Annotated in this window: 25 protein-coding genes and 2 rRNA genes; 23 read left to right on the plus strand and 4 right to left on the minus strand. The window is 44.2% G+C overall.

Annotated features, from left to right (window positions below):
* The 9 genes from M1K58_RS20170 to M1K58_RS20210 all read left to right on the plus strand — a co-directional run.
* Positions 1–115: ribosomal RNA gene (locus M1K58_RS20170) — 23S ribosomal RNA — on the plus strand; the annotation flags it as partial.
* A 99-nt stretch (positions 116–214) separates the two neighbouring features.
* Positions 215–331: ribosomal RNA gene (gene rrf, locus M1K58_RS20175) — 5S ribosomal RNA — on the plus strand.
* 862 nt (positions 332–1,193) lie between these two features.
* The gene (locus M1K58_RS20180) at positions 1,194–2,066 is read left to right on the plus strand and encodes a YitT family protein (RefSeq protein WP_256760686.1); all 873 of its coding nucleotides are present in this window, start codon (positions 1,194–1,196) and stop codon (positions 2,064–2,066) included.
* 264 nt (positions 2,067–2,330) lie between these two features.
* Entirely contained in the window at positions 2,331–2,768 is a 438-nt protein-coding gene (locus M1K58_RS20185) for a type 2 periplasmic-binding domain-containing protein (protein ID WP_256760687.1), read from the plus strand.
* Positions 2,769–2,785: 17 nt separating this feature from the next.
* On the plus strand, positions 2,786–3,526 hold the full coding sequence (locus M1K58_RS20190; RefSeq protein ID WP_256760688.1) for an extracellular solute-binding protein: 741 nt from the start codon (positions 2,786–2,788) through the stop codon (positions 3,524–3,526).
* Between the two features lie 8 nt (positions 3,527–3,534).
* The gene (locus tag M1K58_RS20195; RefSeq protein WP_256760689.1) at positions 3,535–3,666 is read left to right on the plus strand and encodes a hypothetical protein; all 132 of its coding nucleotides are present in this window, start codon (positions 3,535–3,537) and stop codon (positions 3,664–3,666) included.
* Between the two features lie 325 nt (positions 3,667–3,991).
* Entirely contained in the window at positions 3,992–5,350 is a 1,359-nt protein-coding gene (locus M1K58_RS20200; protein ID WP_256760690.1) for an ABC transporter substrate-binding protein, read from the plus strand.
* A gap of 122 nt (positions 5,351–5,472) precedes the next feature.
* Positions 5,473–5,910: an NfeD family protein gene (locus M1K58_RS20205; RefSeq protein ID WP_256760691.1), complete on the plus strand. Its 438-nt coding sequence runs from the start codon at positions 5,473–5,475 to the stop codon at positions 5,908–5,910.
* The gene (locus M1K58_RS20210; RefSeq protein WP_256760692.1) at positions 5,907–6,836 is read left to right on the plus strand and encodes an SPFH domain-containing protein; all 930 of its coding nucleotides are present in this window, start codon (positions 5,907–5,909) and stop codon (positions 6,834–6,836) included. Before M1K58_RS20205 ends, M1K58_RS20210 begins: the two co-directional genes overlap by 4 nt.
* A 54-nt stretch (positions 6,837–6,890) precedes the next feature.
* Here the strand turns inward: M1K58_RS20210 and M1K58_RS20215 are convergent, their stop codons facing one another.
* Positions 6,891–7,436: a C40 family peptidase gene (locus tag M1K58_RS20215; RefSeq protein ID WP_256760693.1), complete on the minus strand. Its 546-nt coding sequence runs from the start codon at positions 7,434–7,436 to the stop codon at positions 6,891–6,893.
* A 290-nt stretch (positions 7,437–7,726) separates the two neighbouring features.
* Here M1K58_RS20215 and M1K58_RS20220 point away from each other — a divergent pair, with 290 nt between their 5' ends.
* From M1K58_RS20220 to M1K58_RS20275, 12 genes are all read left to right on the plus strand, one after another.
* Positions 7,727–8,314 (plus strand): guanylate kinase, encoded by a 588-nt coding sequence (locus M1K58_RS20220; protein WP_256760694.1) that lies wholly within the window; start codon positions 7,727–7,729, stop codon positions 8,312–8,314.
* A 163-nt stretch (positions 8,315–8,477) separates the two neighbouring features.
* Positions 8,478–11,048 (plus strand): beta-mannosidase, encoded by a 2,571-nt coding sequence (locus M1K58_RS20225; RefSeq protein ID WP_256760695.1) that lies wholly within the window; start codon positions 8,478–8,480, stop codon positions 11,046–11,048.
* 126 nt (positions 11,049–11,174) lie between these two features.
* The gene (locus M1K58_RS20230; protein WP_256760696.1) at positions 11,175–12,317 is read left to right on the plus strand and encodes a P-loop NTPase family protein; all 1,143 of its coding nucleotides are present in this window, start codon (positions 11,175–11,177) and stop codon (positions 12,315–12,317) included.
* Positions 12,280–13,521, plus strand: coding sequence for a TadA family conjugal transfer-associated ATPase (locus tag M1K58_RS20235; RefSeq protein WP_256760697.1), 1,242 nt, complete (start codon positions 12,280–12,282; stop codon positions 13,519–13,521). Before M1K58_RS20230 ends, M1K58_RS20235 begins: the two co-directional genes overlap by 38 nt.
* Positions 13,518–14,258, plus strand: a complete 741-nt coding sequence (locus tag M1K58_RS20240) for a type II secretion system F family protein (RefSeq protein ID WP_256760698.1) — start codon at positions 13,518–13,520, stop codon at positions 14,256–14,258. Before M1K58_RS20235 ends, M1K58_RS20240 begins: the two co-directional genes overlap by 4 nt.
* Positions 14,255–15,097: a type II secretion system F family protein gene (locus M1K58_RS20245; protein WP_256760699.1), complete on the plus strand. Its 843-nt coding sequence runs from the start codon at positions 14,255–14,257 to the stop codon at positions 15,095–15,097. Before M1K58_RS20240 ends, M1K58_RS20245 begins: the two co-directional genes overlap by 4 nt.
* A 30-nt stretch (positions 15,098–15,127) precedes the next feature.
* Entirely contained in the window at positions 15,128–15,328 is a 201-nt protein-coding gene (locus M1K58_RS20250; RefSeq protein WP_256760700.1) for a Flp1 family type IVb pilin, read from the plus strand.
* Positions 15,312–15,986, plus strand: a complete 675-nt coding sequence (locus tag M1K58_RS20255) for a hypothetical protein (RefSeq protein ID WP_256760701.1) — start codon at positions 15,312–15,314, stop codon at positions 15,984–15,986. The genes M1K58_RS20250 and M1K58_RS20255 overlap by 17 nt, the downstream gene beginning before the upstream one ends.
* Positions 15,987–16,042: 56 nt before the next feature.
* Complete coding sequence (locus tag M1K58_RS20260) at positions 16,043–18,298, plus strand: hypothetical protein (protein WP_256760702.1); 2,256 nt, start codon at positions 16,043–16,045, stop codon at positions 18,296–18,298.
* Positions 18,261–19,241, plus strand: coding sequence for a TadE family protein (locus M1K58_RS20265; protein ID WP_256760703.1), 981 nt, complete (start codon positions 18,261–18,263; stop codon positions 19,239–19,241). The genes M1K58_RS20260 and M1K58_RS20265 overlap by 38 nt, the downstream gene beginning before the upstream one ends.
* Positions 19,238–19,723, plus strand: a complete 486-nt coding sequence (locus M1K58_RS20270) for an A24 family peptidase (protein ID WP_256760704.1) — start codon at positions 19,238–19,240, stop codon at positions 19,721–19,723. Before M1K58_RS20265 ends, M1K58_RS20270 begins: the two co-directional genes overlap by 4 nt.
* Positions 19,724–19,730: 7 nt before the next feature.
* Entirely contained in the window at positions 19,731–21,308 is a 1,578-nt protein-coding gene (locus tag M1K58_RS20275; protein ID WP_256760705.1) for a DUF6382 and FHA domain-containing protein, read from the plus strand.
* A 36-nt stretch (positions 21,309–21,344) separates the two neighbouring features.
* Here M1K58_RS20275 and M1K58_RS20280 read toward each other — a convergent pair whose 3' ends face one another.
* The 3 genes from M1K58_RS20280 to M1K58_RS20290 all read right to left on the minus strand — a co-directional run bounded on the left by M1K58_RS20280 (position 21,345) and on the right by M1K58_RS20290 (position 23,211).
* Positions 21,345–22,250, minus strand: coding sequence for a TIGR01777 family oxidoreductase (locus M1K58_RS20280; RefSeq protein ID WP_256760706.1), 906 nt, complete (start codon positions 22,248–22,250; stop codon positions 21,345–21,347).
* Positions 22,251–22,270: 20 nt separating this feature from the next.
* Positions 22,271–22,693, minus strand: a complete 423-nt coding sequence (locus M1K58_RS20285) for a hypothetical protein (RefSeq protein ID WP_256760707.1) — start codon at positions 22,691–22,693, stop codon at positions 22,271–22,273.
* An 83-nt stretch (positions 22,694–22,776) separates the two neighbouring features.
* The gene (locus M1K58_RS20290) at positions 22,777–23,211 is read right to left on the minus strand and encodes a DUF2621 family protein (protein ID WP_256760708.1); all 435 of its coding nucleotides are present in this window, start codon (positions 23,209–23,211) and stop codon (positions 22,777–22,779) included.
* Between the two features lie 148 nt (positions 23,212–23,359).
* On the opposite strand from M1K58_RS20290, the gene M1K58_RS20295 reads away from it, so the two are divergent.
* Positions 23,360–24,490, plus strand: a complete 1,131-nt coding sequence (locus M1K58_RS20295; RefSeq protein WP_256760709.1) for a deoxyribonuclease IV — start codon at positions 23,360–23,362, stop codon at positions 24,488–24,490.
* Between the two features lie 24 nt (positions 24,491–24,514).
* Positions 24,515–25,414 carry a formyltetrahydrofolate deformylase gene (purU, locus tag M1K58_RS20300; protein ID WP_256760710.1) on the plus strand — a complete coding sequence of 300 codons (900 nt, stop codon included), beginning with the start codon at positions 24,515–24,517 and terminating at the stop codon, positions 25,412–25,414.
* Positions 25,415–25,670 lie beyond the last annotated feature (256 nt).

A 25,670-nucleotide genomic window follows, 5' to 3' on the forward strand; every position in this document is an offset into this window, starting at 1 on the left:
GATGAGATTTCCCAATTCGTAAGACCCCTTGAAGAACACGAGGTTGATAGGCTCGGGGTGGAAGCGCAGCAATGTGTGGAGCTGACGAGTACTAATAGGTCGAGGGCTTATCCTAAGCGAATTGACACTGCAAGACATATGACACACCACTTCTTCTATAAAGCTTTACTTCGCATCCAGTTTTCAAGGCGCAAGCCTTGTTTAGTAAGTCTGGTCTGGTAATAATGGCGGAGGGGTTCCACGCGTACCCATCTCGAACACGACCGTTAAGCCCTCCAGCGCCAATGGTACTTGGACCGCAGGGTCCTGGGAGAGTAGGACGTTGCCAGGCCAACAATGAAGAAAGCACCCTTGCGGGTGCTTTTTTCGTATGCAAAAGGTATATGATTTCTAGTCATACATGATTGTGACGACGCTTGGGTGAGTTTTCGTGTAGGCAGATAGGTATGGCCTAACTGTAGAGCCACTAAGCAGCGATTTCAGTCACACAGTTAGATGACACCAAACTACACAGGCACTAAGGGCTGAGTTCGTACAAGCAGTTCGGTCTCATCAAACTACAAAGGTAGTAATGGCAGATTTCGTACTTGCACTTCGGTCACACTAAACTGCAGAGGCACGGAGGAGCGTTTTCAATCACGCAGTTCGGTCCCACCCAACTCTAACACCACTTAAGCGAGTTTCTATTCACACTGAGCGTGTGTACTTAGCGAGAATGAGTATGAAAATGAATGAAATTCAAGCATATACTAAGCATGAAATCGAAGATTTACGGATAGTAGAATGTTACGAGCCTTAGCCCATTAAACACCACGATAGCTTGTTATGTTTGTTTTAGCGATAGAGTACACAACGTATAACCTAATAATTTCACAAAAGTGTTGAATTTCAAGCTTCTATTCCAGTATTTGTTGTGATTTTAATCACAATGATATGGTACCATTTAATAGAAGCTATGTGCTTTGCATATGTGAGGTTCTCAATAAGTTAAATTTCTATTGTGTACATATCGATTTAATTGTGTTGGCATCCGGCATTATAGCGGGAGAAGGCAGATGTGATCTATTCAAAGATGAATCTGAAGAAAAGAGGGGAAGCTATGAATAACAATGAATCTTTGGCAGACACTATCGGTATGAAAAAAGAGACCGGCAAGCATATAATAATAAAATGTTTTATAGAAGGAGTTTATTATGGCTAAAGACAAAGTCCGAAAGAAACTTACATTCGTTGATTACTTAAAGAAGTTTATTTTTATTACTATTGGTGCGGTATTGATGGCAGTTGCCCTTGAAATATTTCTAGTACCCAATCAAATTATTGACGGTGGGATTACCGGGATATCGATTGTTCTATCAGAAGTGACATCAGTTGCGCTCGGGATTTTCATTTTTGTTATTAACCTTCCCTTTTTATATATAGGGTACAAACAAATAGGTAAGACTTTTGCGGTATCCACTCTGTATGGGGTTGCCGTAATGTCAACGACAACTGCATTCCTACATCATGTTGAACCTTTTACGAACGAGAAAATATTGGCGGTATTGTTTGGGGGACTTATTCTAGGCTTAGGAGTAGGCTTAGTTATTAGGTTCGGTGGCGCACTTGATGGTTCAGAGATCGTAGCAATCTTACTATCAAAGAAGTTAAGGCTTCCAGTTGGTCAAATCATTATGTTCATTAACGTGTTCATTTTCGTCGTTGCGGGTTTTGTGTTCGGTGCGGATTCGGCTATGTACTCCATATTTGCCTTCTATATCGCAGCTAAGGTTATGGACATCGTAGTGGAAGGTCTTGATGAATCGAAGTCTGCTACCATTATCTCTGGAGAATACGAGGAGATTTCAGAAGCGATCATGGCAAGGTTGGGACGAAATACGACGTTTATCTATGCGAAGGGTGGATATACCAAGGAGGATACTCAGATGATCTACTGTGTAGTCACAAGGTTAGAAGTGGCGAAGCTCAAGGCCGTCGTCCAAGAGATCGATCCTAGGGCATTTATATCTATTTCTAATGTTGCAGACGTACTTGGTGGCAATATTGAGAAGAAGAGTATCCATTAGATCCAATACAAATTTCAAAAGTAGGTCTATCCTTAAGGATAGGCTTATTTTATTTTAAATAAAAATTTAGATTCTTAATATTAAAATAGATAAAAATTAAATGAGTTGTAAGGTATCTGGAGATAAAATTGGTTATATTTGGAATGATTGAGACGAAAATAGGAGGGAATTCGTGGTGAGGAAAAAATATCATTAATACTAGTGTTAGCAGTCGTTCTTGCACTTCGAAGCGGTTGTGGTGGTGGAAGCAAGCGTGAGGGGCAATTGGACGCATTAGGAAAAGATGAGCCAGTGAAAATTAAAGTGATGTTCTGGGATAGTAATTACTTTTTCTCGGAATATGGTAATCTATTCGCAACTCAGTTCTCTAACGTAGAGATAGAAGTCGCAAATATGCAATCCATCTATAATGATTCGACAACTACCCCGGATAAAGCGATGGCAAAGTTTATTGAGGAGAACAAGCCGGATGTACTGATGCTACAAGGCGATCAATACGAGAAATATGCGCAAGAGGGTAAACTATTCGCTTTGGATTCCGTTATCGAGCAAGACGAGTTTAATATGGATGGGATTCATCCAGCAATTATTAAGCTACTAAGGGAACAAGGGAATGGTAAGCTATATGGACTGGACTTAGTTCAGAGTTCTCTAGCGCTACTCTCTATTATAACGTGGATCTATTCAAGAAGATTGGTGTAGATTTGCCGCGGGATTCAATGAGCTGGGAAGAAGTATTCGAGCTCGCCAAGAGGTTCCCAACGGATGGAGAAAAGGACAAAAGAATCTATGGTCTCACCACGGACAGTTATATGACTTTGGAAAATTTCATTCAGATGATAGGTTCGGGACAAGATCTTAAAGCTTTGAGTGCAGACTCGACACAATTAAACGTCAACACCGATTCTTGGAGAAAGGTATTCCAGATGACGATCGACGCTGCAAAATCAGGTGCATATTATGTTCCGAAGGAAGAAGATCGTAATATGCAAATGACAACGATGGAGGATATGTATAAAGAGGATCTCTTCATTATGGGACGATCCGCGATGACCTTCTCCTACAACTACGAAGTTAATAGTATCATCCAGGCTAAAGAGCAGCTTAAGAGTGTTACACCTGTAAACTGGGACATTGTAACGGCACCGGTAGATCCAAATAATCGAAACCAAAGCAGTTATTTTAACTTGAGTAACACTTTTAGTGTGAATGCAAGCTCACCGAATCTACGTGCTTCATGGGAATTTGTTAAATACATAAACAGTGAGGCGTTTGCCAAGCTAAAGTCTAAATCCAGCAATGGGTATCTCCGGAGTTGGACGGCATACAATGCAGATCAGGACGGTCGCAAAATGGAGCCATTCTATAAGCTTGAGCCGAAGGCAAACACCAACGACGAGTACACTAAAGCTCCAGCTAACTTTTTTGGCTTGTTAGCTAACGTAATTAAAACAGGGTAGAAGCAGTAATGGCGGATAAGAAGTCAGTAGACGAGGCATTACAAACGATCCAAGAAAAGGGGCAGGAGGAATTAGTCAATTCTAAGAAAGCTGAAGCAGCAGCTTCAGCTAGTCCTTCAATTTCTCCTTCACCACAATAAGTTCAATAAGATCCAGATCAGGACAGCGTGTGCCGATATTCAATCGGTGCACGCTGTTTTAGTGTCGCTTCAAACCGTTCATCTCTATTTGGAGAACGTCTTATTATATTAATTAATGAAATATGACAATAAACAATGGGGTTGGGAAAAAGTGTTAAAGTATGACGTTTTAAAAGTTAGTATGTATTTATGAGGTGTTGAGATAAGAGAGGGGAAGATCAAGTTTATCGAAGAGAATAGGCTTTATGTATGAAAAGATAGTTCTTCAGAGGATTGAATGAGGAGTTGGATAAGGTTCGCGACGAATAGGGGGAAGCTGATTTCAATGAAGAAAACAACAATACTAATTCTAATAACAATGATTACGTTACTCCTTGCCGTAGGCGGTTGTAGAGCAACGAAAAATGAAGGTGGAGAATGGGCCCCACTAAATAAAGATGAGGAAGTTACGATTAAGGTTTTGTACTGGAGCGATCAACAATTTCAAGCGGATTACGGAAGCTTGTTCGCAACTGAGTTTCCGAACATCAACGTCGAGGTGATCAGTAATCAAGGGATATATAATGATCCATCGATCCCTAGAGAGCAAGCTTTCGATCAGTTCATCGAGCAAAATCAACCAGACGTATTGTTTTTCTTAGACAGCAACTATGATAGATATGTACGTGAAGGTAAGCTCAGAGAGCTTGATACCGTTATCAAGCAGGATTCGTTCGAATTGGATGGTTATCATCCGGCGGTTTTATCTATGCTACGTAACGAGGGGGATGGCAAGCTCTATGGCTTAAGTCATCAATTTTCAAGTGAGGCGTTATTTTATAATATTGACCTCTTCAAGAAATACAATGTAGAGCTTCCACGAGATGCGATGAGCTGGGATGAAGTGTTCGAGCTAGCCAAGCAGTTTCCGACGGATGGTGATAAGGAAAGTCGAATATATGGACTATCCATCGATGGGTTCATGCCTCCAGCTTATCATTATTTGAAAATCGGATCGGTTCAGGATCTGAGTGTGCTAAATGCAGATGAAACAGAGGTTCAAATCAACAGCGATTCTTGGAGAAAGGTATTTGAGTCCTTAATAAGTGCGATCAAGTCGGGTGCCTACTATCATCCTACACTAGAGGAACAAACGAAGTCTATGAGGACGTTGAAGGACAATCATTTTATCACAGGGAAATCTGCGATGACTATTAAGTCCGAAGCAGAAATATCGGACATTCTCAATGCCAAAACGCAATTAAATGATATTACTCCTGTTAATTGGGGGGTTGTTACTGCTCCTGTTGATCCGAACAATCGAACCCAAAGCAATTCATATTCCTTAGGTGCCAAGTTTGCTATTAGTATGAAGTCAAGTCAGCCCCGAGCCGCTTGGGAATTCATTAAGTATTTAAATTCCGATAAACATGCACAGTTGAAATCCAAAACGAACCGTGATCCTCTCTTTAGTCGCACTGAATTCATTCGGGCACAGGATGGACGGAACATTGATGCGTTCTACAAACTCGAGCCGAAGGGAAAACCGAATACAGATTCAAATGAATATTGGATGATGATGGATGTTGTGGGAAAGGAACTAGATGCCGTAATAGAGGACAAGAAAACGTTGGATGAGGCGATCCAAGACATGCAAAAGAAAGGTCAAGAAGAGCTTCTGAAGATGAAAGCGGAAAAAAAGTAAGCTCGTTATGGACTGAGAAGCTCTTTGCCGGAAGGACATCCGGGGAGAGCTTTTTTTCTGTTGTCATAATGAAGAGATCGGATCGTACATATGTAAGAAGGGACAGCGAAGGAGGAATAGCAATGGAGTGGTGGGCGATATGGCTAATCGTGGCAGGAGTATTGCTCATAGCAGAGATGTTGACTCTAACATTCTATTTGCTCTGGTTAGGTGTTGGAGCCGCAATTGCGGCGGTTGTCGCCCTGATTTTTCCGGAGTGGGTTACCGTCCAGGCTTTATCGGGAGGAGTATCTGCATTAGTGCTGACTGTATTCACTAAACCGCTGATGCGCAGATTCCGTGAATCTCGAGGTTATCGCGATGCTATTAACGAGCTGGTGGGCAAGCAAGGGGCCGTTGTAGTGGCTATCTCTCCCGGCTGCCCAGGCATTGTGAAGGTCGGCAATGAGTCATGGAGTGCGACATCACTGGAGACCTTGCATAAGGATGATTGTGTAAGAGTGATCAGCAGGGGTACTACGGTTTTAGAAGTTCAAAAATGGGGAGGCTCATTGGAATGATTTATGTCGTTTTTCTCATTTTGGTTGTCATCGTGTTATTTGTGGTCTTATCGATCAAGATTGTCCCACAACAAAGAGTAGGCGTAGTGGAGCGACTAGGAAAATTTAATCGACTCTTAACGCCGGGAGTTAACATTCTCGTTCCGTTCATCGACAATGTAAGGGTATACCACGATTTACGTATACAGCAAGCAAATGTACCTCCACAGACAGTGATCACGAAGGACAATGTTCAGGTGCAGATCGATACGATCATTTTTTACCAAATTGTCGCCCCAGATCAGGCTACATACGGAATTTCTGATTATGTATATGGGGTTCGCAATATTACCACAGCAACGCTACGCCAGATCATCGGGAATATGGAGTTAGATGAGACATTGTCTGGAAGAGAAAAAATATCATCCAATATTCGTCTTGCTCTAGATGAAGCTACGGAAAAGTGGGGCGTGCGTATTGAGCGTGTTGAAGTGCTCGATATCAAACCTCCGACGGACATTCAAGAGGCGATGGATAAGCAGATGAAGGCGGAGCGAAGCAAAAGGGCTATCGTGTTGGAAGCGGAAGCGGCTAAACAAGATTTAATATTACGGTCTGAGGGTGACAAGCAGAGCAAGATCCTTAAGGCGGAGGGTGAGAAGGAAGCTCGTATTCGTCAGGCCGAAGGCTTGCGGCAAGCCAAAGAGCTAGAGGCTATTGGAGAAGCAAAGGCAATTCAAGCTATTGCTGAAGCTGAGAAAATAAGAATCGAGTTGCTGCGGGCAGCTGGTTTGGATGAGAACGTTCTTGCGTATCGTTCGTTCGAGGCGTTAAGTGAGATAGCGAAGGGACCAGCAAATAAGGTATTCTTGCCTGTAAGTGCTGTAGATACTTTGGGCAGCATTGGAGCGATAGGAGAAGTATTCAAGGCTAAGAAAGCGGAATAGCATCATAATGTGAAAAGCCCCGCCGACTAATATGGCGGGGTTCATCTTAGTTAACTATCCAACTCTACGAGCTGTGATGTAACGACTAGAATATTTGCTCAAGTCGCTTATAATAACGCCGTTTACAGAACCGCCGATTGTATTTTGAATAAATTTACCGTTACCGATATAGATACCGACATGATTTACTTTTCCAGGTGTTCCAACACTGAAAAATACTAAATCACCCTTGATCAAGTTTTTCTTAGCGACATATACGCCTTGCTGGCTTTGGGCTTTGGATCCCCACTTCAGGCTAATTCCTTGCTTAGCGAATACATATTTCGTGAAGGAGGAACAGTCGAACCAGAGCTTGCTTGGATTGTTCACTCCAAATTTGTATTTTACTTTACCAATAAGGGTTTTGGAGAACGCGATAATTTTGTCTTTCTTTTGTGCAGAATTTGAGCTGACAGCAACTACGCTCGGTTGTGCGATTGTATTTGAAGCAGGAGTGGCTGCGCTAGCCGATTGCTGACCAGCAGCACCAATTCCTGTTGCCATTATCATAAAGCAAGCTGCGCCGATTATAAATTTCTTTATTTGTATTTTGTTAGTCATATGAATCCTCCTCTGGGTGTTCTAGGTGACAAGTGGAAGTATAGCATGTGGCTTGTCCCGAATTTTAAAAATTGAGGGCATCTTAATTATGGGAATATATGCACATTATTTTTTGAGTCTATTTAAATAAATTGAAAACAGTCGAATTCGGGAGCTATTTACCGATAAACGTAATAATCGCGGCTCTTAATTGACGGTATGATCATATATCCTCTATAATTAATAATTATCGGATTATTCTGCATATTGTAGAAAATTCATCTTTTTTCATTCAGAGGGAGATGGTGCGGATGTACGAACTGGGAGAACGCAATAAGATTGTTGTCTTTACAGGACCTGATGGATCAGGGAGAAAATCGGTAGCGGAAGCAGTTGGCCAAACCTTCGGTATGGAGAAGATCGTATCCTTTGTTACCCGCTCACCAAGGCCTGGGGAAGTGAATGGACAAGATTATCATTTCATTACTCATGAAGCTTACAGGGAAATGGATAAGCATGGTGAATTTCTCGAAAGTGTCGAGATTGATGGCAATGGCTATGGAATTCGCAGTATTGATATCGAGAACAAACTTAACTTACATGACTCGGCTTATCTCATCCTAAATCATGAAGGCGCAAACATTTTGAAGAAGATATATGGTGACAAGGTCATTCGGCTATTCATCTTCGCGGATCGTAGAACGGTAGAGGAACGGCAAACGAAGCTTGGCCTACCAGAGGAAGTTGTCGTAAAGCATCTGAGCCATTACGATAGCGAGATGGGTTACCGGAGTTCCTGCGAGCATGCTTTTGAAAATTACGACTTGGCGCAAACCACCTATGAAATTACAAATACACTTGAAACTTATTTACAGCGGGATTTAGTAGACAAAGACTAATTTTTAGATACTAATCAAGGTGTGATTTATAGTGAAAACCGTTGACCCTCATCTAACTGTGTGGGAATGCGGTTTTTTTGTTGTGTATTCAAATTAATTTTGTTAGTCTTATAACATGGTTTTATGATAACAAAAATTAAAATATAACTAACGGAGGTTGAGCATGTCTGAATTCACATGGCCAGTATTAGATTGGAAATTTAAAGCGATTGATGATAGCGAGTGGTTGCCTGCCCAAGTGCCAGGATGTGTTCATACGGATTTGTTGAAAAACGGTTTGATTCCAAATCCATTCGAAGGAACCAACGAGAAGCAGCTACAATGGATTGATCGTAAAGATTGGGAGTATGCTACTGAATTTGATCTCCCTCAGGAGCTAATTGCACATTCCCATTCGGAGATGGTGTTTGAGGGATTGGATACTTATGCAGAAGTGTATCTGAACGATACTCACATCTTGTCCGCCGATAATATGTTCCGTACTTGGAGGATAGATGTGAAATCCCTACTTCATGAGAAGGGGAATAGATTACGAATCGTATTCCGTTCACCGATTATCGAAGGGCTTGTGAAGCTGGGAGCGAATGGATTTGGCTATCCTGCGTCGAATGATGATTCCATTACCGGTGGTCTGGAAGATAAGAAGCTAAGCGTATTTACTAGAAAAGCACCTTATCATTTCGGTTGGGATTGGGGACCACGGTTTGTGACGAGTGGAATATGCAGCAATATTTCCATTCAAGGCTGGTCAGGCTTCAGAATAAAGGATCTCTTTATTCAGCAAGAGGAAGTAACCGCCAGTTCAGCACGCGTAATAGCAGTTGTGGAAATACAATCAGACATAGAGGGTACTGGAAATCTTACAGTAAATACGGATGATGGACATCGTTGGGACCAGCAGGTGCAACTCACTGGCGGGAATCAGACGGTGGAGATGACCATAGAAATCAATGATCCTAAGCTTTGGTGGATCAGAGGGTTGGGTGAGGCTAATCTGTATATTTTCGAAGCAACAGTTGCAGTTGAAGGGTTTGAACCTTCTCAACAGACTGTGCGAACGGGATTACGATCTGTGAAGCTTATCCGCAAGCCAGATGCGAAGGGGACATCTTTTTATTTTGAGCTAAATGGAGTTCCTATCTTTGCCAAGGGGGCTAATCATATTCCTAACGATAGCTTCTTTACCGATGTAACGTTCGAACGGTATCGGCATGAAATTGCTAGTGCTGTGGAATCTAATTTTAATATGCTCCGTGTATGGGGCGGTGGTATTTATGAGCACAATATTTTCTATGAGCTGTGCGATGAATACGGAATTCTAGTATGGCAGGATTTTATGTTTGCTTGCAGTATGTACCCAGGTGATCAAGCTTTTCTAGACAATGTTCGTGCTGAAGCAGAGGACAACATACGCAGATTGCGAAATCATCCGAGCATCGCATTATGGTGCGGAAATAATGAGATAGACGGGGCATGGTCGCATTATAAAGAAAATGCAGGCTGGGGCTGGAAGCAACTCTATTCCGCGGAGCTTCGGGAGAAGATGTGGGCGGATTATGAGGCGATTTTCCATAAGATGCTTCCTAAGGTTGTAGCTGATCTTGCTCCAGGAATTGATTATTGGCCCTCCTCACCGATGCAGGAGATTAAGAATAATGAGGATCAGCATGCGACGAACAATTCTTCCCACGGGGATATTCACTTCTGGGCGGTATGGCATGCATCCGAACCCTTTGAGAATTATAAGCTTAATGTGGGGCGGTTTATGAGTGAGTATGGCTTCCAGTCGTTCCCGGAATATAAGACAGTTCGTACTTATGCGAATGATGAGCAGATGGCTTTAGATTCGGAGGTCATGTTACATCATCAGAAAAACGGTCGTGGGAACTTCTTAATTAGGGAATATTCCGATAAGTATCTTAAAGATCCTAGGGATTTTGTTTCCTTCCTCTACATGAGTCAAGTGCTACAGGCGGAAGGCATGAAGATGGCGATCGAAGCCCATCGAAGAAATAAAGATTACTGTATGGGCACACTATATTGGCAAATGAATGATTGTTGGCCGGTCGCTTCTTGGTCAAGTATGGATTACTTGGGGAGATGGAAAGCGATTCAGTATTATGCACGGAGAAGCTTCCGTGATGTGATGCTGTCGATCGATCAGAATGAGGATAAGGTAGAGTTTCATGTCGTATCAGATATTGTTAAACCTATAATGGGAGTATTGGAATGGGGCTTGTACGATTTCCAAGGTTCGCTGCTGGCGGAGGGATCTGATCCCTTTGAAGTTCCAGCCAATTCAGCGGTGAAGTTACTCGAATTGTCCATTAGTGATCGGTTAAGTCCATATGATCCTCACGAGACAGTGTTGATTGGGCGGCTCGTTCAAGAGGGGAATGTACTGGATAGCAAGGAGCATTATTTTAGTTACTCGAAGCATCTTAAGCTATCCGCTAAGCCATCTATTAAGGTTACCGAAGTAGAAGGGACTAAGGGTTCAACTTTCATCGTGACCTCACTTAGCCTAGCAAAACAAGTGTGGTTGCAGTCTGAAGTTGAAGGGATATTCTCAGATAACTTCTTCGATCTAGTACCGGGAATCCCGAAGACTGTCCAATTCTTGAAGAGAAATGGTGATGGAGCGGCGTTTACTCTAGCTACTCCTGGTCAGCTTGAAGTGACATCTATGATTGACTATGTCATTTCTGAGGAGGAACAGGAATTAATGAGTTGACGAAATTGGAAACACATGGTATCTTAACTTTACATTAATATTAGTTAAGCGGAAGCACCGCAAATTCTGACGAATAATCGTCAGGGTTTGCGGTTTTTTGTATTTTCTGGATCGGAGGGAACTGGGATGGTTAAGAGAGTTGTATTGGCAATATCGCAGCGTGAATATGTGGCTAAGCTTGCAGAATACTTGAGGGAAGAGGAGCCGAGCTGGGAAATTGCTGCATATACGCATGATAGTGCATTGCGGCGAGAGCTTCAAGAAAGTCGCCCAATTGACTTATTAATTGGACAACCAGATTTACTTCGTGAGGTGACAGGATTAATTCATAAGGTTGGAAAGATCATTGCGCTAGTAAGGGAAAAAGGAAGAGCAGAGACTGATTGGCAGGAAATTGTACAGTATCAGTCATTGCCGGTGATTTTGTCAGGCATTCGGGGAGGGCTGGGTGTGGCTGATGTCTCTTCGGCGCAAGGCTGTCAGGTCATAACCGTGTTCTCCGCATCGGGAGGAGCAGGGAAAACGACGGTTGCCTTAAACTTTATTCGGCAAGCTGGTGAGCGGGGATTACGTACCTTTTATTTGAATATGGAAGTCTTAAATGCGACTTCGCTATTGTTTGGTAAAGGTGAGCCAGATAGCTTATCAAGATTATTGTATGCCCTTCAGGCTCATCCAGAGCAATGGGACTCCTTGGTGCAACAGTTATGTCGGCATCAATCCCAGCTGCGTACCGATTACCTCGATGCTCCTGAGCATCCTGGGGAAAGAGTGGCTATGACCTCTGAGCTCATGATGAGTTTGGTAGAGAAATTCCGTAGCTCGGGTAAATACGATCTGATCATTATTGATCCAGATTCGGGAGCGGGTGATTGGCACCGTAAGCTGCTGCAAATGAGTGATCGGATCGTATGGCTGGCGCTTGATGATGCGCAGACTTTACTGAAGACTGAGATCTTGCTACGTCATTGGCAAGAGCACATAGGCGTAGAGAGGGGCAAGATTTCATTTGTGCTAAACAAAGGGAATGGTGGAGGGTTAGTCAATCATTGGAATTTGACTGGTGTTGCTCCGTTAGCCGTCTTACCTTACATTCCACAATGGAAAACGATTGACCAACCAGGGAGACTGATTTCGTCCCCCATTTACTCCGGAGCGGTAGACCTATTGCTTAATAGGATGGAGATCGCTGAAAGATCGCCTAGTTCAAGACACCGAAAGGAGGAAGCGCATGGAATTCAGCGGTCTCACATTAGGGGAGCTGGCTGAGTTAAGGGATGCTGTGCGATCTCGATTATCGTGGGATAGCTCCGTATCGGATGATGAGCTCCGGCAGTTAATCGAGAATGAGCTCTTCCAGAGAGAGCGAACCCGTCGTATGACTGCGGGTGAGCGGAAAGCAGCGGTGACAAGGTTATTTCATTCTTTTCGTGGGTTGGATGCTTTGCAGCCTTTATTGGAAGATCAAGAAATAACAGAAATCATGATCAACTCCCATGATGAGATCTATATTGAGAGGCGAGGAGAACTGCAGTCGGTCAATTTAGGCTTTGAGAGCGCTGAAAGATTAGAGGATCTGATTCAAAGCTTGGTTGGACGGGTGAATCGGATTGTAAACGAGGCTTCCCCCATTGTTGATGCGAGGCTGGCGGATGGGTCACGGGTACATGTCGTTCTACCTCCGATTGCCTTGAAGGGACCGACCGTTACGATTCGAAGGTTCCCGCAGAATCCGCTTCGGATGCAGGACTTAATTCAAAAAGAGGCACTATCTCAAGAGGCAGCTGATTTTCTTCGTCAGATGGTTGAAGCCAAATACAATTTGTTCATAAGTGGTGGAACAGGCTCTGGTAAAACAACGTTCCTCAATGCGTTATCTCAATGGATACCAACGAATGAACGTGTAATTACGATTGAGGATGCGGCAGAGCTACAAATTCGTGGAGTTCCCAATCTAGTCTCACTTGAGACTCGTAACTCGAACAGTGAAGGCAAAGGGCAAATCGGTATTCGTGAGCTTATCCGTGCATCATTGCGTATGCGACCTAATCGAATTATTGTTGGCGAGGTTCGGGGAGCAGAGGCCTTAGATATGCTACAGGCGATGAATACGGGACATGAAGGAAGCTTATCCACGGGACATTCCAATGGAGCTAAGGATATGATTTCCCGTTTAGAGACGATGGTACTAAGCGGCGCTGATTTGCCAGTTATGGTAGTTCGTCAACAAATGGCGTCTGCACTGGATATTATTATTCATTTGAGTCGCTTTCGCGATTCTTCACGGCGTGTGACGGAAATATGTGAGGTCATAGGAATACGAGATGGTGAGGTTGAGCTTAGTACATTATTCCGCTTCGATGAGGAAGGGGAACGCGATGGAAGAGTTGTAGGACGGCTGCTGCGTATGGAGCCACTAAGAAATATACGAAAGCTGCGACATGCCGGGTTCATAGGGGAGGCGGGGGGATGACCGAATATCGAACTTATCGTCTGAGCACCTTGGAGAGGCTATGGGCGCTAAGCATAGGTTGTATATTCTGTTTTATGGCCATTTGGGTGACATACCGGCTAACGATTATGGCAATCGTTGTTACACCCCTTGGTTTATTATATCCGCGTTACTATGCAAGGGCGATGTGCAGGAAACGTCGGGACAAGCTGAGACAACAATTTAAGGATGCATTGCAGGCACTATCTTCATTACTATCTGCCGGTAGGTCGGTTGAGAATGCTTTTATATCTTTGGAAAATGATTTGATTCTGCTTATTGGCGATACCCAGTCTGATTTGATTAGGGAGCTTAGAGTGATAGTCAACCGATTGAACAGTGGGGAACAATTAGAGGTTAGCTTACAGGATTTCGCGAGACGCTCAGATTTGGAGGAGGTGGGGAACTTCGCTGATGTGATTACGATCTGCAAGAGAGCGGGAGGAGATCTGGTCGAGGTTGTGAGAAGAACCTCACAGCTTATAGGTGAGAAGCTTGAGGTTGAGCTTGAGGTGTCTGTACTCATTGCTCAGAAAAGGTTCGAATCTCGAATTATGATGGGCATGCCATTCGCTTTTGTAGGAATTCTGGGGTTTATGGCCGCAGATTATATGCAACCGCTTCATGAAGGGATGGGGATCGTACTGTTGACGGTATGCTTGCTCTTATTATTAGCTTGCAGCTGGTGGATGAATCGGATTATGGATATTAAGCTATGAGCGGTTGGCTGATGGGAATTTGCTGTGTAAGTTTACTTGGCTTGTATTCAGTATTGCTCATTCAGTCTTTAAGAGTCCGGAGAAGCGCGCGTTTTCAAGTCCATGTGGACCCTTTCATCGTACTCTTACGTTTCCGTCCAATATATAAGCGGGTACACCCATTACTGAACAGGCCAAAGCTATCCTTGTCTTTGTTAAATGGGGGGACATGCTCGAGCGAGCTGTTAATGGGCTGGGCAGGTGAGAGCGTAGGAATTGCTTATGTGTCACTGTTGGTCACGGCAATGTTAGCCGTACTGTCAGAAAACCCAACTCTCCTATACGTAGGCATTATGATCGCAGGCTGCCTTCCAGTCTTACGAACGAAAGAGCTGTTTAATAAAGTGAATAAGCGTCGTCAGTCTATTGTTATGGAGCTTCCTGAATTGCTTAGTAAATTGTTGCTGATGGTGAATGCGGGTGAGAACGTGATGAGGGCACTAGACAGAGTAGTGGAACAAAAGCAAGACACAGAGCATCCCTTATATGTTGAATTAAAGGCTGCAATCGCGGGGATGAAGCGTGGGGAAAGCTTGTCTGTTGCACTGGAGGAAATGGGGAGAAGGTGCGCGGTGCCAGAGGTGAAATTGTTCGCAACTACATTACTCATCAACGCTCGAAGAGGAGGGGATGCCTTCGTTCCAGCTTTGCGTGAAATCACTAGACAGATGTGGGACAAGAGAAAGGCTATCGCTCGAACGCTCGGTGAACAAGCTTCTTCTCGATTGGCATTTCCGCTTACACTTGTTTTTTTGTTGATTATGGTACTTGTTGGAGCACCGACGATGTTAATGATGTAATACCTATTACAATACGGAAGGATGTTAAATATGATAGAGAATTTGTTTCAATTTGGAATTAAAGCAATCGGCTCAATATGGGAGGATGAGGAGGGTTTGGGTACGCTTGAGCTAGTACTCATTGCAGCTGTCCTCATTATCGTAGCCATTCTATTCAAAGATTGGATTTTGGAGTTTATGGGCAATTTAATGGATTCAGTCGAAGGTAAAGCGGATGAAGTCTTCAAGTAATGATTCGGGGTCGATTACATTAGAAGCTTCCATGGTGTTTCCTTGGGTAGTCATGATGACTTTCCTTCTACTCTTCTTCTCTTTATTTATCTCGCAGGGGGCGCTTCTTTATTACAGTACGTCTGTTTTGGCTGAAAGAACTGCATTCAGCTGGTCTAATTCAGCTAAAGATGCACATACAGGTGCCTATCCGCAGGGGCAATATGATGGGTTATATTGGCGGTTAATTGATGATAGCCTAGTGCAGGGTTTGTTTGGTCTGGCATCTAGTGATTCAGGAACAGGGATTAGCGTTGAGATCAACTCGTCAATGACAAGGATCGAAGGTTCATCAGCTGTGGACAAGCTAAAGAGAAGCAGCTTCGAGCTCTCTTCTTCTCAACCTATCGGAACTGGTGATATCAACTATCTTAATATTGGAATTAAGCGTGAGATTGGTGTGCATTTAACTAGCATCTGGCTTGCAGAGCCATTGCTTTGGCTACGAGGAGGAGGCGCTGCAGAAGCTGATGTATCCGCGTTGGTTGTTGAGCCGCAAGAATTCCTTCGTACCTTTGACCTCATTCGTTATTATGCAGCAAAAATGAAGAACTCTCCGGAAGGCGCCACAGCCTATCGCGACAAAGCGGGTGGTGTTTTGCAGAAGCGTAAACAATGAATCTAGGATGAAATAATTTTTAATTCGATGAATGTTAATAGAAGGAGACAATGGGAATGGAGTTTTCTAAAGATGATGGGGAGCTCCCTTCCCATGACCGAAAAGGTGATACGAATGGCACATCGGGCTCCGTATCTATTTATTTTATCGCTGCGACCGCTGCGTTTTTGCTACTGACAGCATTGCTTATCGACTTTGCTAGGGTAGCAGCCTTTCGTAAACAAGCCGAGCTGGCCGTTAAATCGGGTGTACGTTCTACGTTATCCTCCTTTGATCCGACGATCTATGCGCGATATGGATTGTTTATTAGAGGGGGAGAGTCGGCTAGTGAGCTATTTCATGAGACGCTGGAAGGAAATGCAGCTTCTCAAGGTGATGGCATATTTCCGTTCTTGGATACCCAGTGGGAAGAGACGGATATTACGGAGAGTAGACCCCTAGCTAACCATGATGTATTTCGTAGACAAGTTCTCGAGGAGATGAAATACAAGGCTCCCATCGATTTATCACTTGAAGTTGCTAATCGTTTCCGAGGTGTCTCGGGGGTAATGAAGGAAGCGACGGCTACTGTGAACATTTTGGAGAAAATGCGGAAAGCCTATGACCGCCGTGAAGAGGCATTTGATGATGCTCTAGATGAACAAATCAAGCTGGGGGAAAATGTTAAACAATCGTTGGAATCGCAAATCGGTTCAGTGGGGAGTATCACTGGCAAATATGAAGATTATGTAATCAAGCGACTAGAAGATGAAGACAGGCGAGTATTAGTCCGAAAATGGGAGGAACGAAGAGAGGAACGAGAGAGAAATGGTGAGGATATAGATGAGGATCAAGAGCATAAACCGGAAGGGCCGCGCTATGAGGCAGAGGTTGCTGCATTTGAGTCATCCGCTAAATCGTTATCGACAGCTTTAATCAAACAAGCTGCATCCGTGAAATCAGAAGCAGATAGCTTCCTACTAAAAGCTAATGAAGCCGTTCTGAAAGCTAAGGAAGCTAATGATGAGATGAGGGGAATCGTTGAGCAGTCAAAGTCTACTCCACCTGTTTCATCTGGAGTAGGGACAGGGGAAGAGGAAGCAGCTAGCCATGCAGAGAACATGCAGACGATGGAGCAGCTCCGTAAGTCAACGGAAGATTTGGTGCTGGAGCAAGCTTTTTTCGAGGAATACGAAACAGAGATTAACCAGCAGTATTCACAAAGTTTAGCTCTTGCGAGTGAGGCATCATCGATGGGATCACTTATAGGTTCAGTTCCAGGATCAACAGGGATGGGATCTTCATTGCAAAGTGGAGAAGCAAGATTCCAAAGCGCTTTTACTAAATACGCTAGCGAATATGGTTCAAGTGGCTCTGTGATTTCCGCACGAATCGCTAAGCTGGAAGCCCATCGTTCCTATGATAACGAGCGCAAACAGGAAGAGAAGAAAGCGAAGTCCGCATGGTCGGGTGCTGCTAATTTTCTAGGAGCATTAACTGGAGCATCTGGGTCGGAGAAGGACAAGGCGGGCTTTGAACAAACGAATGGGCTCTACGCTACAAATAAGGAATTTAATCAGGCAGAGGAAGATCAAGCTAAAGCTAAAGCAGAGAGAAACGAGGATCCTTCCGAGGGTAGAGATGAGGCGATGTCTTCGTCTAACGATTTAATGGATGTGCTGGAAGGCTCACTGCTTGGTGCGAGAGACCAGCTTTATTACTCCGAATATACGATAACAAGATTATCCCATTATGACCCCTCACTAGTTAAAGAGATGCTGCGCGGAGGAGACACTCCGTTAGATATTCACTTGCAGGAAGCGGAGTATATTTTGTACGGTCTGAACAATCCGGCAGGAAATATAGCCGCAGCATACGGGGAAGTATTCGCATTTCGATTAGCTATCCGGACAATGGAAGGATTAATCGAATGTCGTGCGATGGGGCATCCGTTACTTGTTCTAGTAGCAGCACTTGTGTACGGAATACGGAATGCTCTTCTTGATATGAATAGCTTAGTGGAGATGGGTAAGATCCAGCTTTCCAAATATATTAAAGTGGATACTGTCTATACAGACTATCTAAGATTATTCATGCTCTTACATGGGGGATCAAGAAGTCATTCTGCAAGAACGATTGCTGTAATAGAGCATGCTTCTGGGCTAGACTTTCGTGGGGCATACACTTACGCGAGCGGTGAAGGAAGTGCATCAATTAGGTTATGGTTTTTCCCAGGCTTACTTAAGGTGATGAATCGTTTCGGAAATCTCGGAGGAACGGTAAAGGGGAACCGTTATGAAGCGACATCTATCGCCGATAGCTCTTATCAATAAGAGGAAGGCCATCCTAGACACTTCAAGTGGCGGAGTATCCTTGGAATCTGCTTTAGTTATGCCCCTGTTCCTGATGTTCGTTTTATTTCTGGTGTTCATGGTCCAAACAGCGGTTATTTCTATGGCACTGCATGGTGCACTATCGCAAACAACAAGACAGGCCGCATCCACTTGGTACCCCATTTCTCTAGCTACAGATCAAGCAAGAAGCTCTGAGCTAAATGAACAAATCGAGCATTGGAATGAGAAGTGGCTTGAAGTTGGAGACACCGTGAAGCAATACGGGAAGTGGTTGCCATCACCTATGAAGGAGTGGGCTGAACAAGCGACTAACCATACGTTCTCATTGGAGCAGAACGCAGCTAAGCTTGCCTTCAGCCAACTCATGAAGCAGTTCATAGATGAGAATGTGCTGGATGGATCCAGAATTACAATGACCTCGGTTAGCTTGCCGGACGTAGAGGATAGGAGTGCAGCCTATTTAACCTTAGAAGCTGAGTACTCTCTACCTGTTCAAGTTCCTTTTATTGGTCGAAGGTTAGTCATTCGGGAATCAGCAAGGGAGCGGGTATGGATAGGGGGAAGTCCTTCATCTTCACGGATCGTGGAGGATGGAAAGGATAATGGGTTTAACGTTACATTTGTTTCCTTGGAGCCGAACCCAGTTAAGCCAGGACGTAAAGCGACGCTAACGATACGAACGACACCGGGAGCTGTTGTCGATCTGTCTATTATTTATAAAAGTGGATCAAGTCAGGCTAAGCATCTCGGTAGCGCAACTGCGGACGATACGGGATTGGTTTCCTGGACCTGGCACGTTTCTGGTCGGACAACACCTGGGCTATGGAATTGGCAGGTTACAAACTCTACCGGAGGGGTTTGGAAGCAGGAGTTTGAAGTTGCTGGTAAAGGAGCCAATGGATTTAAGGAGGGTGGAGAGTGAGCATATGGATTATGGTTATCGTAAGTGTTCTGCTTGTATGTGCATGTTGGACGGATTTACGACACATGCAGATTCCCAATACATTGACGCTACTGTTTGCAGGAAGTGGAGTGATGTATCACTTATTGTTTCATGGAATTAATGGGTTTGGGTGGGCCTTGGTTGGTGTATTATCCGGGTTCATTCCTCTTTATATCATGCATCGCTTTGGAGGAATTGGCGGGGGGGATGTGAAGTGGTTCGGGGCGTTCGGGGCTTGGGTAGGACCCGCATTAACATTCCAGTTGCTCCTATTTTCCATACTCTTCGCTGGAGGAATTGCAAGTGTCCTGCTCATGCTTCGTCTTCCGGGACTACGGACATTAGGAAGAAGAATGAAGTGGCCGTGGGGGAAACATCCGATCACAGGTGGTAAAGGAGTGCAGTTTCCTTTTATGCTGGCGGTTGCCCCCGGCTTTATGATCTTATTGGGGAAAGGATAGAGATGATATGGAGTCTTTGGTCGTTCGGTTTGAGCAGAAAAGGGGCCACTATTTGATATTGGAACGAAACCCTCCGCTCTCCCATGAAGAGTTAAATGAGACTCAGTTCCACATGATAAAGCAATGTGAAATTCCGGGTTTGCTAGCACTCGAAACTGAGGAATACGATGGTCAGGTTTCCCTTCGGTATGCCTTATCAGGTACTCGTATGTTATCTGAAGTTATGCGAACGTCTACTTGGTCGATGACCGATATGATGGGGGCTTTATGCAGGCTTGCTGAGGTGCTAGAAGAATGCAGACTATATTTGTTAGATGCGGATCGCATACGCCTGCAGGATGAATTTATCTTTGTTGGCGATGAGTGGCATGATCTTAAATTTATCTATCTCCCTATCGATATGCCTACACTTCATAGAGCAGATGATTTGGAGAGACTTATTATTAGGTGGATGATGAAGGTGAAGGAGCCAGAAGGACAAATTTTGCAAAATGTCTTGAAGCTTGTTTCAGCTGCTGATTTTATGCCTATTAGTTTAAGTCGATATGCAAGGCAATACTTAGCAGGTACATACAATGATGTAAGAGTGGCATCACGCAATATCGTGGCACCTTCAATCCCCATAAGGATAGCAGATGAAGTTAAACCCACAGTCGCGAAGTCATCCCGATCATGGGATTTTCTCCATCCTGTATCCGGTGATCTACACCCCGTTTCTGAAATGTGGGGTGACCTGCCAGAGCTACGCGGGGACAAGAGTTATGCTAAGGGGATCCATGAAGAGCAAGCTAATGAAGTGGGAGCTTCTTTTGACGTTAACCGGTGGCGCATCATCATACTTTGTGTGACTGTATTCCTCGTGGCAGTTGTATGGAAAGTGCTCTATTTAGCTGAACTTAGCAAACAAAAGCTATTATTGTGCTTATGTGTAACTCTGATATTAGGCTCGGGGGTATTGATTTTATGGAATGGCATGCCTAATTGGATGAAGAGAAGACGATTGCCATCTATCCAACCGACAAGCAGTGAAATCGATAAATCCTTTCAAATGGATAGAAATGATAATGGAACGGCGCCTGGACAGTGGGCTGTCCCAAGATTTCCTTCCCTTCCAACAGAATCGCCTCCTAGTACTCCGAGTCAATATGCAATGGAAGACAAATTAATAAGCTATGGTATGCCTGGAGAACTTGGAAGCCCCCAAGTCGCGACGGAAACGACATGGATTTCAACCTCGAATGATCAAACAGCATATCTAGATCATAAGCAAGCCCCTAAAGCTGAAGCTTATTGTTTGGTATGGAAGACGAAGGATGCAGGCTACCGAATCCCTTTACGAGGGAATTCACTGGTCATCGGGAGATCAGCTGAGGCAGCACAACACGTGGATGAGACGATGGGGATATCAAGAGCGCATGTAGAATTCGTACGGGTATCCGAACAATGGAAGATTAAAGATCTTGGTTCAAGAAACGGAAGCAGGCTTAATGATAAACCGATGGCACCATATGAACTATATACTCTGAATACTGGGGATTGTCTAACCATTGCTAATTCACAATACTGCTTCCAGCAAGTGGAGTGAGTAGAGTTGGAGCTTGATCGAAGGAACAAAAAAGCCCTAGCGGGTTATATCCCGCAGGGCACCTTCTAGCTTTGGAAAAGTAAACTCAAATCCATGGTCTAACAGCTTACGGGGCATTGCCTTTTGTCCTGTCAGTACTAATGTGCTCATTTCTCCTAGAACAGATTTCAGCAAAATCCCTGGGACAGGAAACCAATGGGGGCGTTTCGTTACCCGACCAAGCAAGCGACCAAATTCATCATTAGAAACGGGATCAGGTGCAACGGCATTAACTGGTCCTGATAATGTAGTGTCATCCAAGCAGAAAAGAATGAGAGAAACCATGTCTTGAAGATGAATCCAAGGCAAGCCTTGCTGCCCATTGCCAATGCGCCCCCCACCGAACAAACGATAAGGGAGACGAATGAGCGGGAATGCACCACCTTCACGAGCACAAACGAGACCAATTCGGAGCTTCACCAAACGCTTAACAGAAATCTGATCAGCAGCCTCTTCCCATTTGACTACGGTATTACCTAGGAAGTCAGCAGGTACAACGGGAGAACTCTCATCGAAAACCATCTCACCAGAATGCCCGTAAAGTGAAATTCCAGATGCATTGATGACAACACTAGGTGGATAGCTCATTCGCTTGATATGATGTGCAATTTGGGCGGCAGCATCTATTCTTGAAGACACAATTGTGTCTTTAGCCTTCTTCGTCCACCTTTGATTAATGGATTCTCCGGCTAAGTTCACAATTCCATCAAATCCGCTTAGACGATCAGGATCAGCACTCCACTCTGACCAAGTTACATATTTGGGATGAGGAAGGGCTGTGTCGAATGGGGATTTCAAAGGTTTGTTCCTTGTAATAATCCACACCTCATCCCCTCGGGACAATAGTGCATGCGTCAGGGCTTTTCCTATGAAACCTGAACCACCACACAGCAATATCCGCATTTCACCCCTCCTCTTATCCATTACTGCTTATCGATTGAAACAATTGTATTTTGGTTGATTTTCTCGCCGTTTACTTCTAGTTTTTCTGAAGTGTATTGGAATTTGACAGGAGTTCCCTCTTCCCAAGAATCCACCTTCTCAGCGATTTCAGGGCTAACCTGGAATCCCGCTGGACCTTTGTCGGTTGTGATCTCAATCGCATGACTATCTTGTAAACCAACGTATTTACCAGAACCAGAATGCGTTTCTGCTGAAGCCGAAGGGCTGGCGCTTTCTGTTTCAGGAGCCACGCTAGCACTTGAACTAGGGCTTGGACTAGCTGAAAGTGAAGGACTGGAAGATGGCACCGAGTTATTATTGTTGCTGCTGCATGCCGTTCCCATCAAAACTAAGGTAAGTACGGCAACGCTCATGGCCATAGCCGGTTTGTTGTGTTTTTTCATGAATGACTTACACCTCCTATAGAGGTTAAACGAAAAAAAAGAACAAAGGTTTCGTTTTTCGGTTTGGAGCACAGTAGCCTCATCTATTCTAGGAGATGGTTATAGGCGGAATAGTCGATCTTATTTTTCTCTAGAAAATCTTTAAGACTACGGTGATCGCGAGGCGGAGTTGCCCGAATGTAGCCTTCAATACAGTGCTCTGTTGTAACTTCGGAAGAGCCACTCTCCACTGCGAGTTGGCCAATCTTCGCTGCGATGGAATGACTAGCTATGTCCCTGAATGGACCTGGAACAGGAGATACAAGCTTATGTAGCATGTCCTTTGATTCATCCGTCCATAGCTCACGGCTTCGCTCAACCCAATAATTTTGCCAATCTAACTTTGACTTTCCATCCTTCTGGGGTAATACTTTCAAGAATTTGCGGAACATAAAGAACCCGCCAATACACATAAACGCGACAAGAAGGATTGTCCAAAAACCAATAAAATAAATAAACCAGTCGGGCGTTGATTTCATATTGATCACCTCATTTTGAAATTATAGCTCATTTCTAGATTTATTTCGATGTTCGCGATACAATAGGGAATAATTAAGAGATCAGGTCCCGACGCAGGTCCCGACTAAGCGTGCTGGATAAGGATCGGAAGGCGAGAGGAGCAATATCATGTTGAAGATTGGATCTCATGTGTCGTTTTCCGACAAGGGATTGTTGAGTGCTACCAAGGAGGCGGCATCTTACGGCTCGGGTACTTTCATGATTTACACCGGAGCACCTCAAAATACACGCAGAAAGCCAATCGAGGATTTATATATCCCCGAAGGTAAAGAGTTAATGGCAGTTAACGGTATCGAAGAGATTGTCGTTCATGCTCCCTACATTATTAATCTTGGCTCCTATAAGGAAGATACATTCCGACTTGCCGTTGATTTTCTTCAAGAGGAAATTCGCCGTACACATAAGATCGGTGTGAAAAATATTGTCCTTCATCCAGGCGCTTATACGGACAAGGATGCAGAATACGGTATTGCGCGTATCGCAGAGGGTTTAAATGAAGTGCTAGAAGCCACGAAGGAAACAGACGTTAATATTGCACTCGAGACGATGGCTGGCAAAGGAACTGAAATCGGTCGTAGCTTCGAGGAGCTTGCGCAAATTATAGAACGGGTACAGCTTAATAATCGCCTAACGGTATGTATGGACACCTGCCATATCCACGATGCGGGTTATGATATCGTTGGAGATATCGATGGGGTTCTTCGTAAGTTTGATCAAATTGTTGGACTTGATCGGATTGCAGTCGTCCACGTGAATGATAGTAAAAATCCTGTAGGGGCTTCGAAAGACCGACATGCTCCGATTGGTTCAGGTTGGATCGGCTACGATGGAATAGCTGGCGTGGTAGGTCACGAGCTTTTAAAGGACAAGCCTTTCGTTCTGGAAACTCCGTGGATTGGTAAAAATGAAAAAACGGAACGTCCGATGTACGAAGCGGAAATTGCAATGCTGCGAGGAACAACGGAGGATCGTTTCGGTGGGGAGTTCCTTGAAGACGTGGAGCGTCTACATCACTTCTACGATAAAGTAGGTATTGATTCCCGTTTATACGTTCTGAATACGTGGGAGTTGATCAAATCCGACGCTAAGGCCAGAAAGGCTGATCCTCGGGAACCGATGGAAAGGCTTTACGATATGCTGATGGAGCATCGTGTTCTGTCAGACGAATACAGTGAAGAGGCAGTCAATCAGCGTTTGCTCGGTTTTCTTGCTGGTCAGGAATGGCTATCTAATCAATAGATTCAGAGGGGAAGAGAAAGAACGATGAGTCACATTAATCAACCTCAGGTGAACAAGCGGCTTGAGGATAAGAGCATTAGAGCACGGATGTTAATTTCTTGTCCGGATAAAGCGGGAATTGTTGCTGCGGTATCACAATTTCTGTACGAACAAGGTGCAAATATCGTACAATCCGATCAATATACAATGGATCCAGAGGGTGGGATGTTCTTCATGCGGATCGAATTCGATCTGCTTGAATTAGAACAACGTCTACCTTCCCTACAAGAGGATTTCAATCGAGTAGCGGATCGCTTTACAATGAGATGGAGCATTTTTCGCGCAGCTCGGCAGAAGAGAATCGCGATCTTCGTCTCGAAGGAAGATCATTGCTTAGTAGAGCTTTTGTGGCAGTGGCAAGCTGGGGATCTCGATGCCGAGATTAGCATGGTTATTAGTAACCATGATGATATGAGAGGGCTCGTCGAATCCTTCGGAATTCCTTACCACCATGTTCCGGTCACGGCGGATACGAAAGTGGAAGCCGAACAGAAGCAAAGGGAGCTCACTGCAGGCAAAATCGATTTAATCGTACTAGCTAGATACATGCAGATCGTTACTCCCAAATTTATTGAGCAGTACCATAATCGGATTATTAACATCCATCATTCCTTTTTACCGGCATTCGTCGGAGGCAAGCCTTATCAGCAAGCTTATAACCGCGGTGTTAAGCTCATCGGAGCAACGGCGCATTATGTAACGGAAGAGCTGGATGGTGGACCAATCATTGAACAAGACGTACAGCGGGTTAGCCATCGCGATAATGTGAACGAGCTGAAGCGTATGGGGCGTCATATCGAGAGAATTGTTCTTGCTCGTGCTGTTAAATGGCATGTGGAAGATAGATTGCTCGTCTATCAAAATAAAACCGTTGCGTTTGTGTAAACGAATACCAAGTGGTAAACGAATAAAAGGAACCTGGGAGATCGGGTTCCTTTTATTATTTTTACAGATAGTTACTTGAAACGTTTGGAACGATGGAGTGAGAGTAACAAGATCATCGATATTTTTGAGTCTTAAGGTTAGGCATAAAAGATGGAAATAGGCGAAGCATAATGGTACAATATTTCACAGTATGTATGTGAAAAACGTTTTATTTGACGTGCGAATGACACTTTTAGCAGGCTTTTAATTAGGAGGA

This window comes from Cohnella sp. WQ 127256 (assembly GCF_024519285.1).
GTDB lineage: Bacteria > Bacillota > Bacilli > Paenibacillales > Paenibacillaceae > Cohnella.

Excerpts from the sequence above, each read along its gene's own strand:
- M1K58_RS20180 (WP_256760686.1), top strand. The coding sequence starts at position 1,194 with ATGGCTAAAGACAAAGTCCGAAAGAAACTTACATTCGTTGATTACTTA.
- M1K58_RS20190 (WP_256760688.1), top strand. The coding sequence starts at position 2,786 with ATGAGCTGGGAAGAAGTATTCGAGCTCGCCAAGAGGTTCCCAACGGAT.
- M1K58_RS20195 (WP_256760689.1), top strand. The coding sequence starts at position 3,535 with ATGGCGGATAAGAAGTCAGTAGACGAGGCATTACAAACGATCCAAGAA.
- M1K58_RS20200 (WP_256760690.1), top strand. The coding sequence starts at position 3,992 with ATGAAGAAAACAACAATACTAATTCTAATAACAATGATTACGTTACTC.
- M1K58_RS20205 (WP_256760691.1), top strand. The coding sequence starts at position 5,473 with ATGGAGTGGTGGGCGATATGGCTAATCGTGGCAGGAGTATTGCTCATA.
- M1K58_RS20210 (WP_256760692.1), top strand. The coding sequence starts at position 5,907 with ATGATTTATGTCGTTTTTCTCATTTTGGTTGTCATCGTGTTATTTGTG.
- M1K58_RS20215 (WP_256760693.1), bottom strand. The coding sequence starts at position 7,436 with ATGACTAACAAAATACAAATAAAGAAATTTATAATCGGCGCAGCTTGC.
- M1K58_RS20220 (WP_256760694.1), top strand. The coding sequence starts at position 7,727 with ATGTACGAACTGGGAGAACGCAATAAGATTGTTGTCTTTACAGGACCT.
- M1K58_RS20225 (WP_256760695.1), top strand. The coding sequence starts at position 8,478 with ATGTCTGAATTCACATGGCCAGTATTAGATTGGAAATTTAAAGCGATT.
- M1K58_RS20230 (WP_256760696.1), top strand. The coding sequence starts at position 11,175 with ATGGTTAAGAGAGTTGTATTGGCAATATCGCAGCGTGAATATGTGGCT.
- M1K58_RS20235 (WP_256760697.1), top strand. The coding sequence starts at position 12,280 with ATGGAATTCAGCGGTCTCACATTAGGGGAGCTGGCTGAGTTAAGGGAT.
- M1K58_RS20240 (WP_256760698.1), top strand. The coding sequence starts at position 13,518 with ATGACCGAATATCGAACTTATCGTCTGAGCACCTTGGAGAGGCTATGG.
- M1K58_RS20245 (WP_256760699.1), top strand. The coding sequence starts at position 14,255 with ATGAGCGGTTGGCTGATGGGAATTTGCTGTGTAAGTTTACTTGGCTTG.
- M1K58_RS20250 (WP_256760700.1), top strand. The coding sequence starts at position 15,128 with ATGATAGAGAATTTGTTTCAATTTGGAATTAAAGCAATCGGCTCAATA.
- M1K58_RS20255 (WP_256760701.1), top strand. The coding sequence starts at position 15,312 with ATGAAGTCTTCAAGTAATGATTCGGGGTCGATTACATTAGAAGCTTCC.
- M1K58_RS20260 (WP_256760702.1), top strand. The coding sequence starts at position 16,043 with ATGGAGTTTTCTAAAGATGATGGGGAGCTCCCTTCCCATGACCGAAAA.
- M1K58_RS20265 (WP_256760703.1), top strand. The coding sequence starts at position 18,261 with ATGAAGCGACATCTATCGCCGATAGCTCTTATCAATAAGAGGAAGGCC.
- M1K58_RS20275 (WP_256760705.1), top strand. The coding sequence starts at position 19,731 with ATGGAGTCTTTGGTCGTTCGGTTTGAGCAGAAAAGGGGCCACTATTTG.
- M1K58_RS20280 (WP_256760706.1), bottom strand. The coding sequence starts at position 22,250 with ATGCGGATATTGCTGTGTGGTGGTTCAGGTTTCATAGGAAAAGCCCTG.
- M1K58_RS20285 (WP_256760707.1), bottom strand. The coding sequence starts at position 22,693 with ATGAAAAAACACAACAAACCGGCTATGGCCATGAGCGTTGCCGTACTT.
- M1K58_RS20290 (WP_256760708.1), bottom strand. The coding sequence starts at position 23,211 with ATGAAATCAACGCCCGACTGGTTTATTTATTTTATTGGTTTTTGGACA.
- M1K58_RS20295 (WP_256760709.1), top strand. The coding sequence starts at position 23,360 with ATGTTGAAGATTGGATCTCATGTGTCGTTTTCCGACAAGGGATTGTTG.
- purU (WP_256760710.1), top strand. The coding sequence starts at position 24,515 with ATGAGTCACATTAATCAACCTCAGGTGAACAAGCGGCTTGAGGATAAG.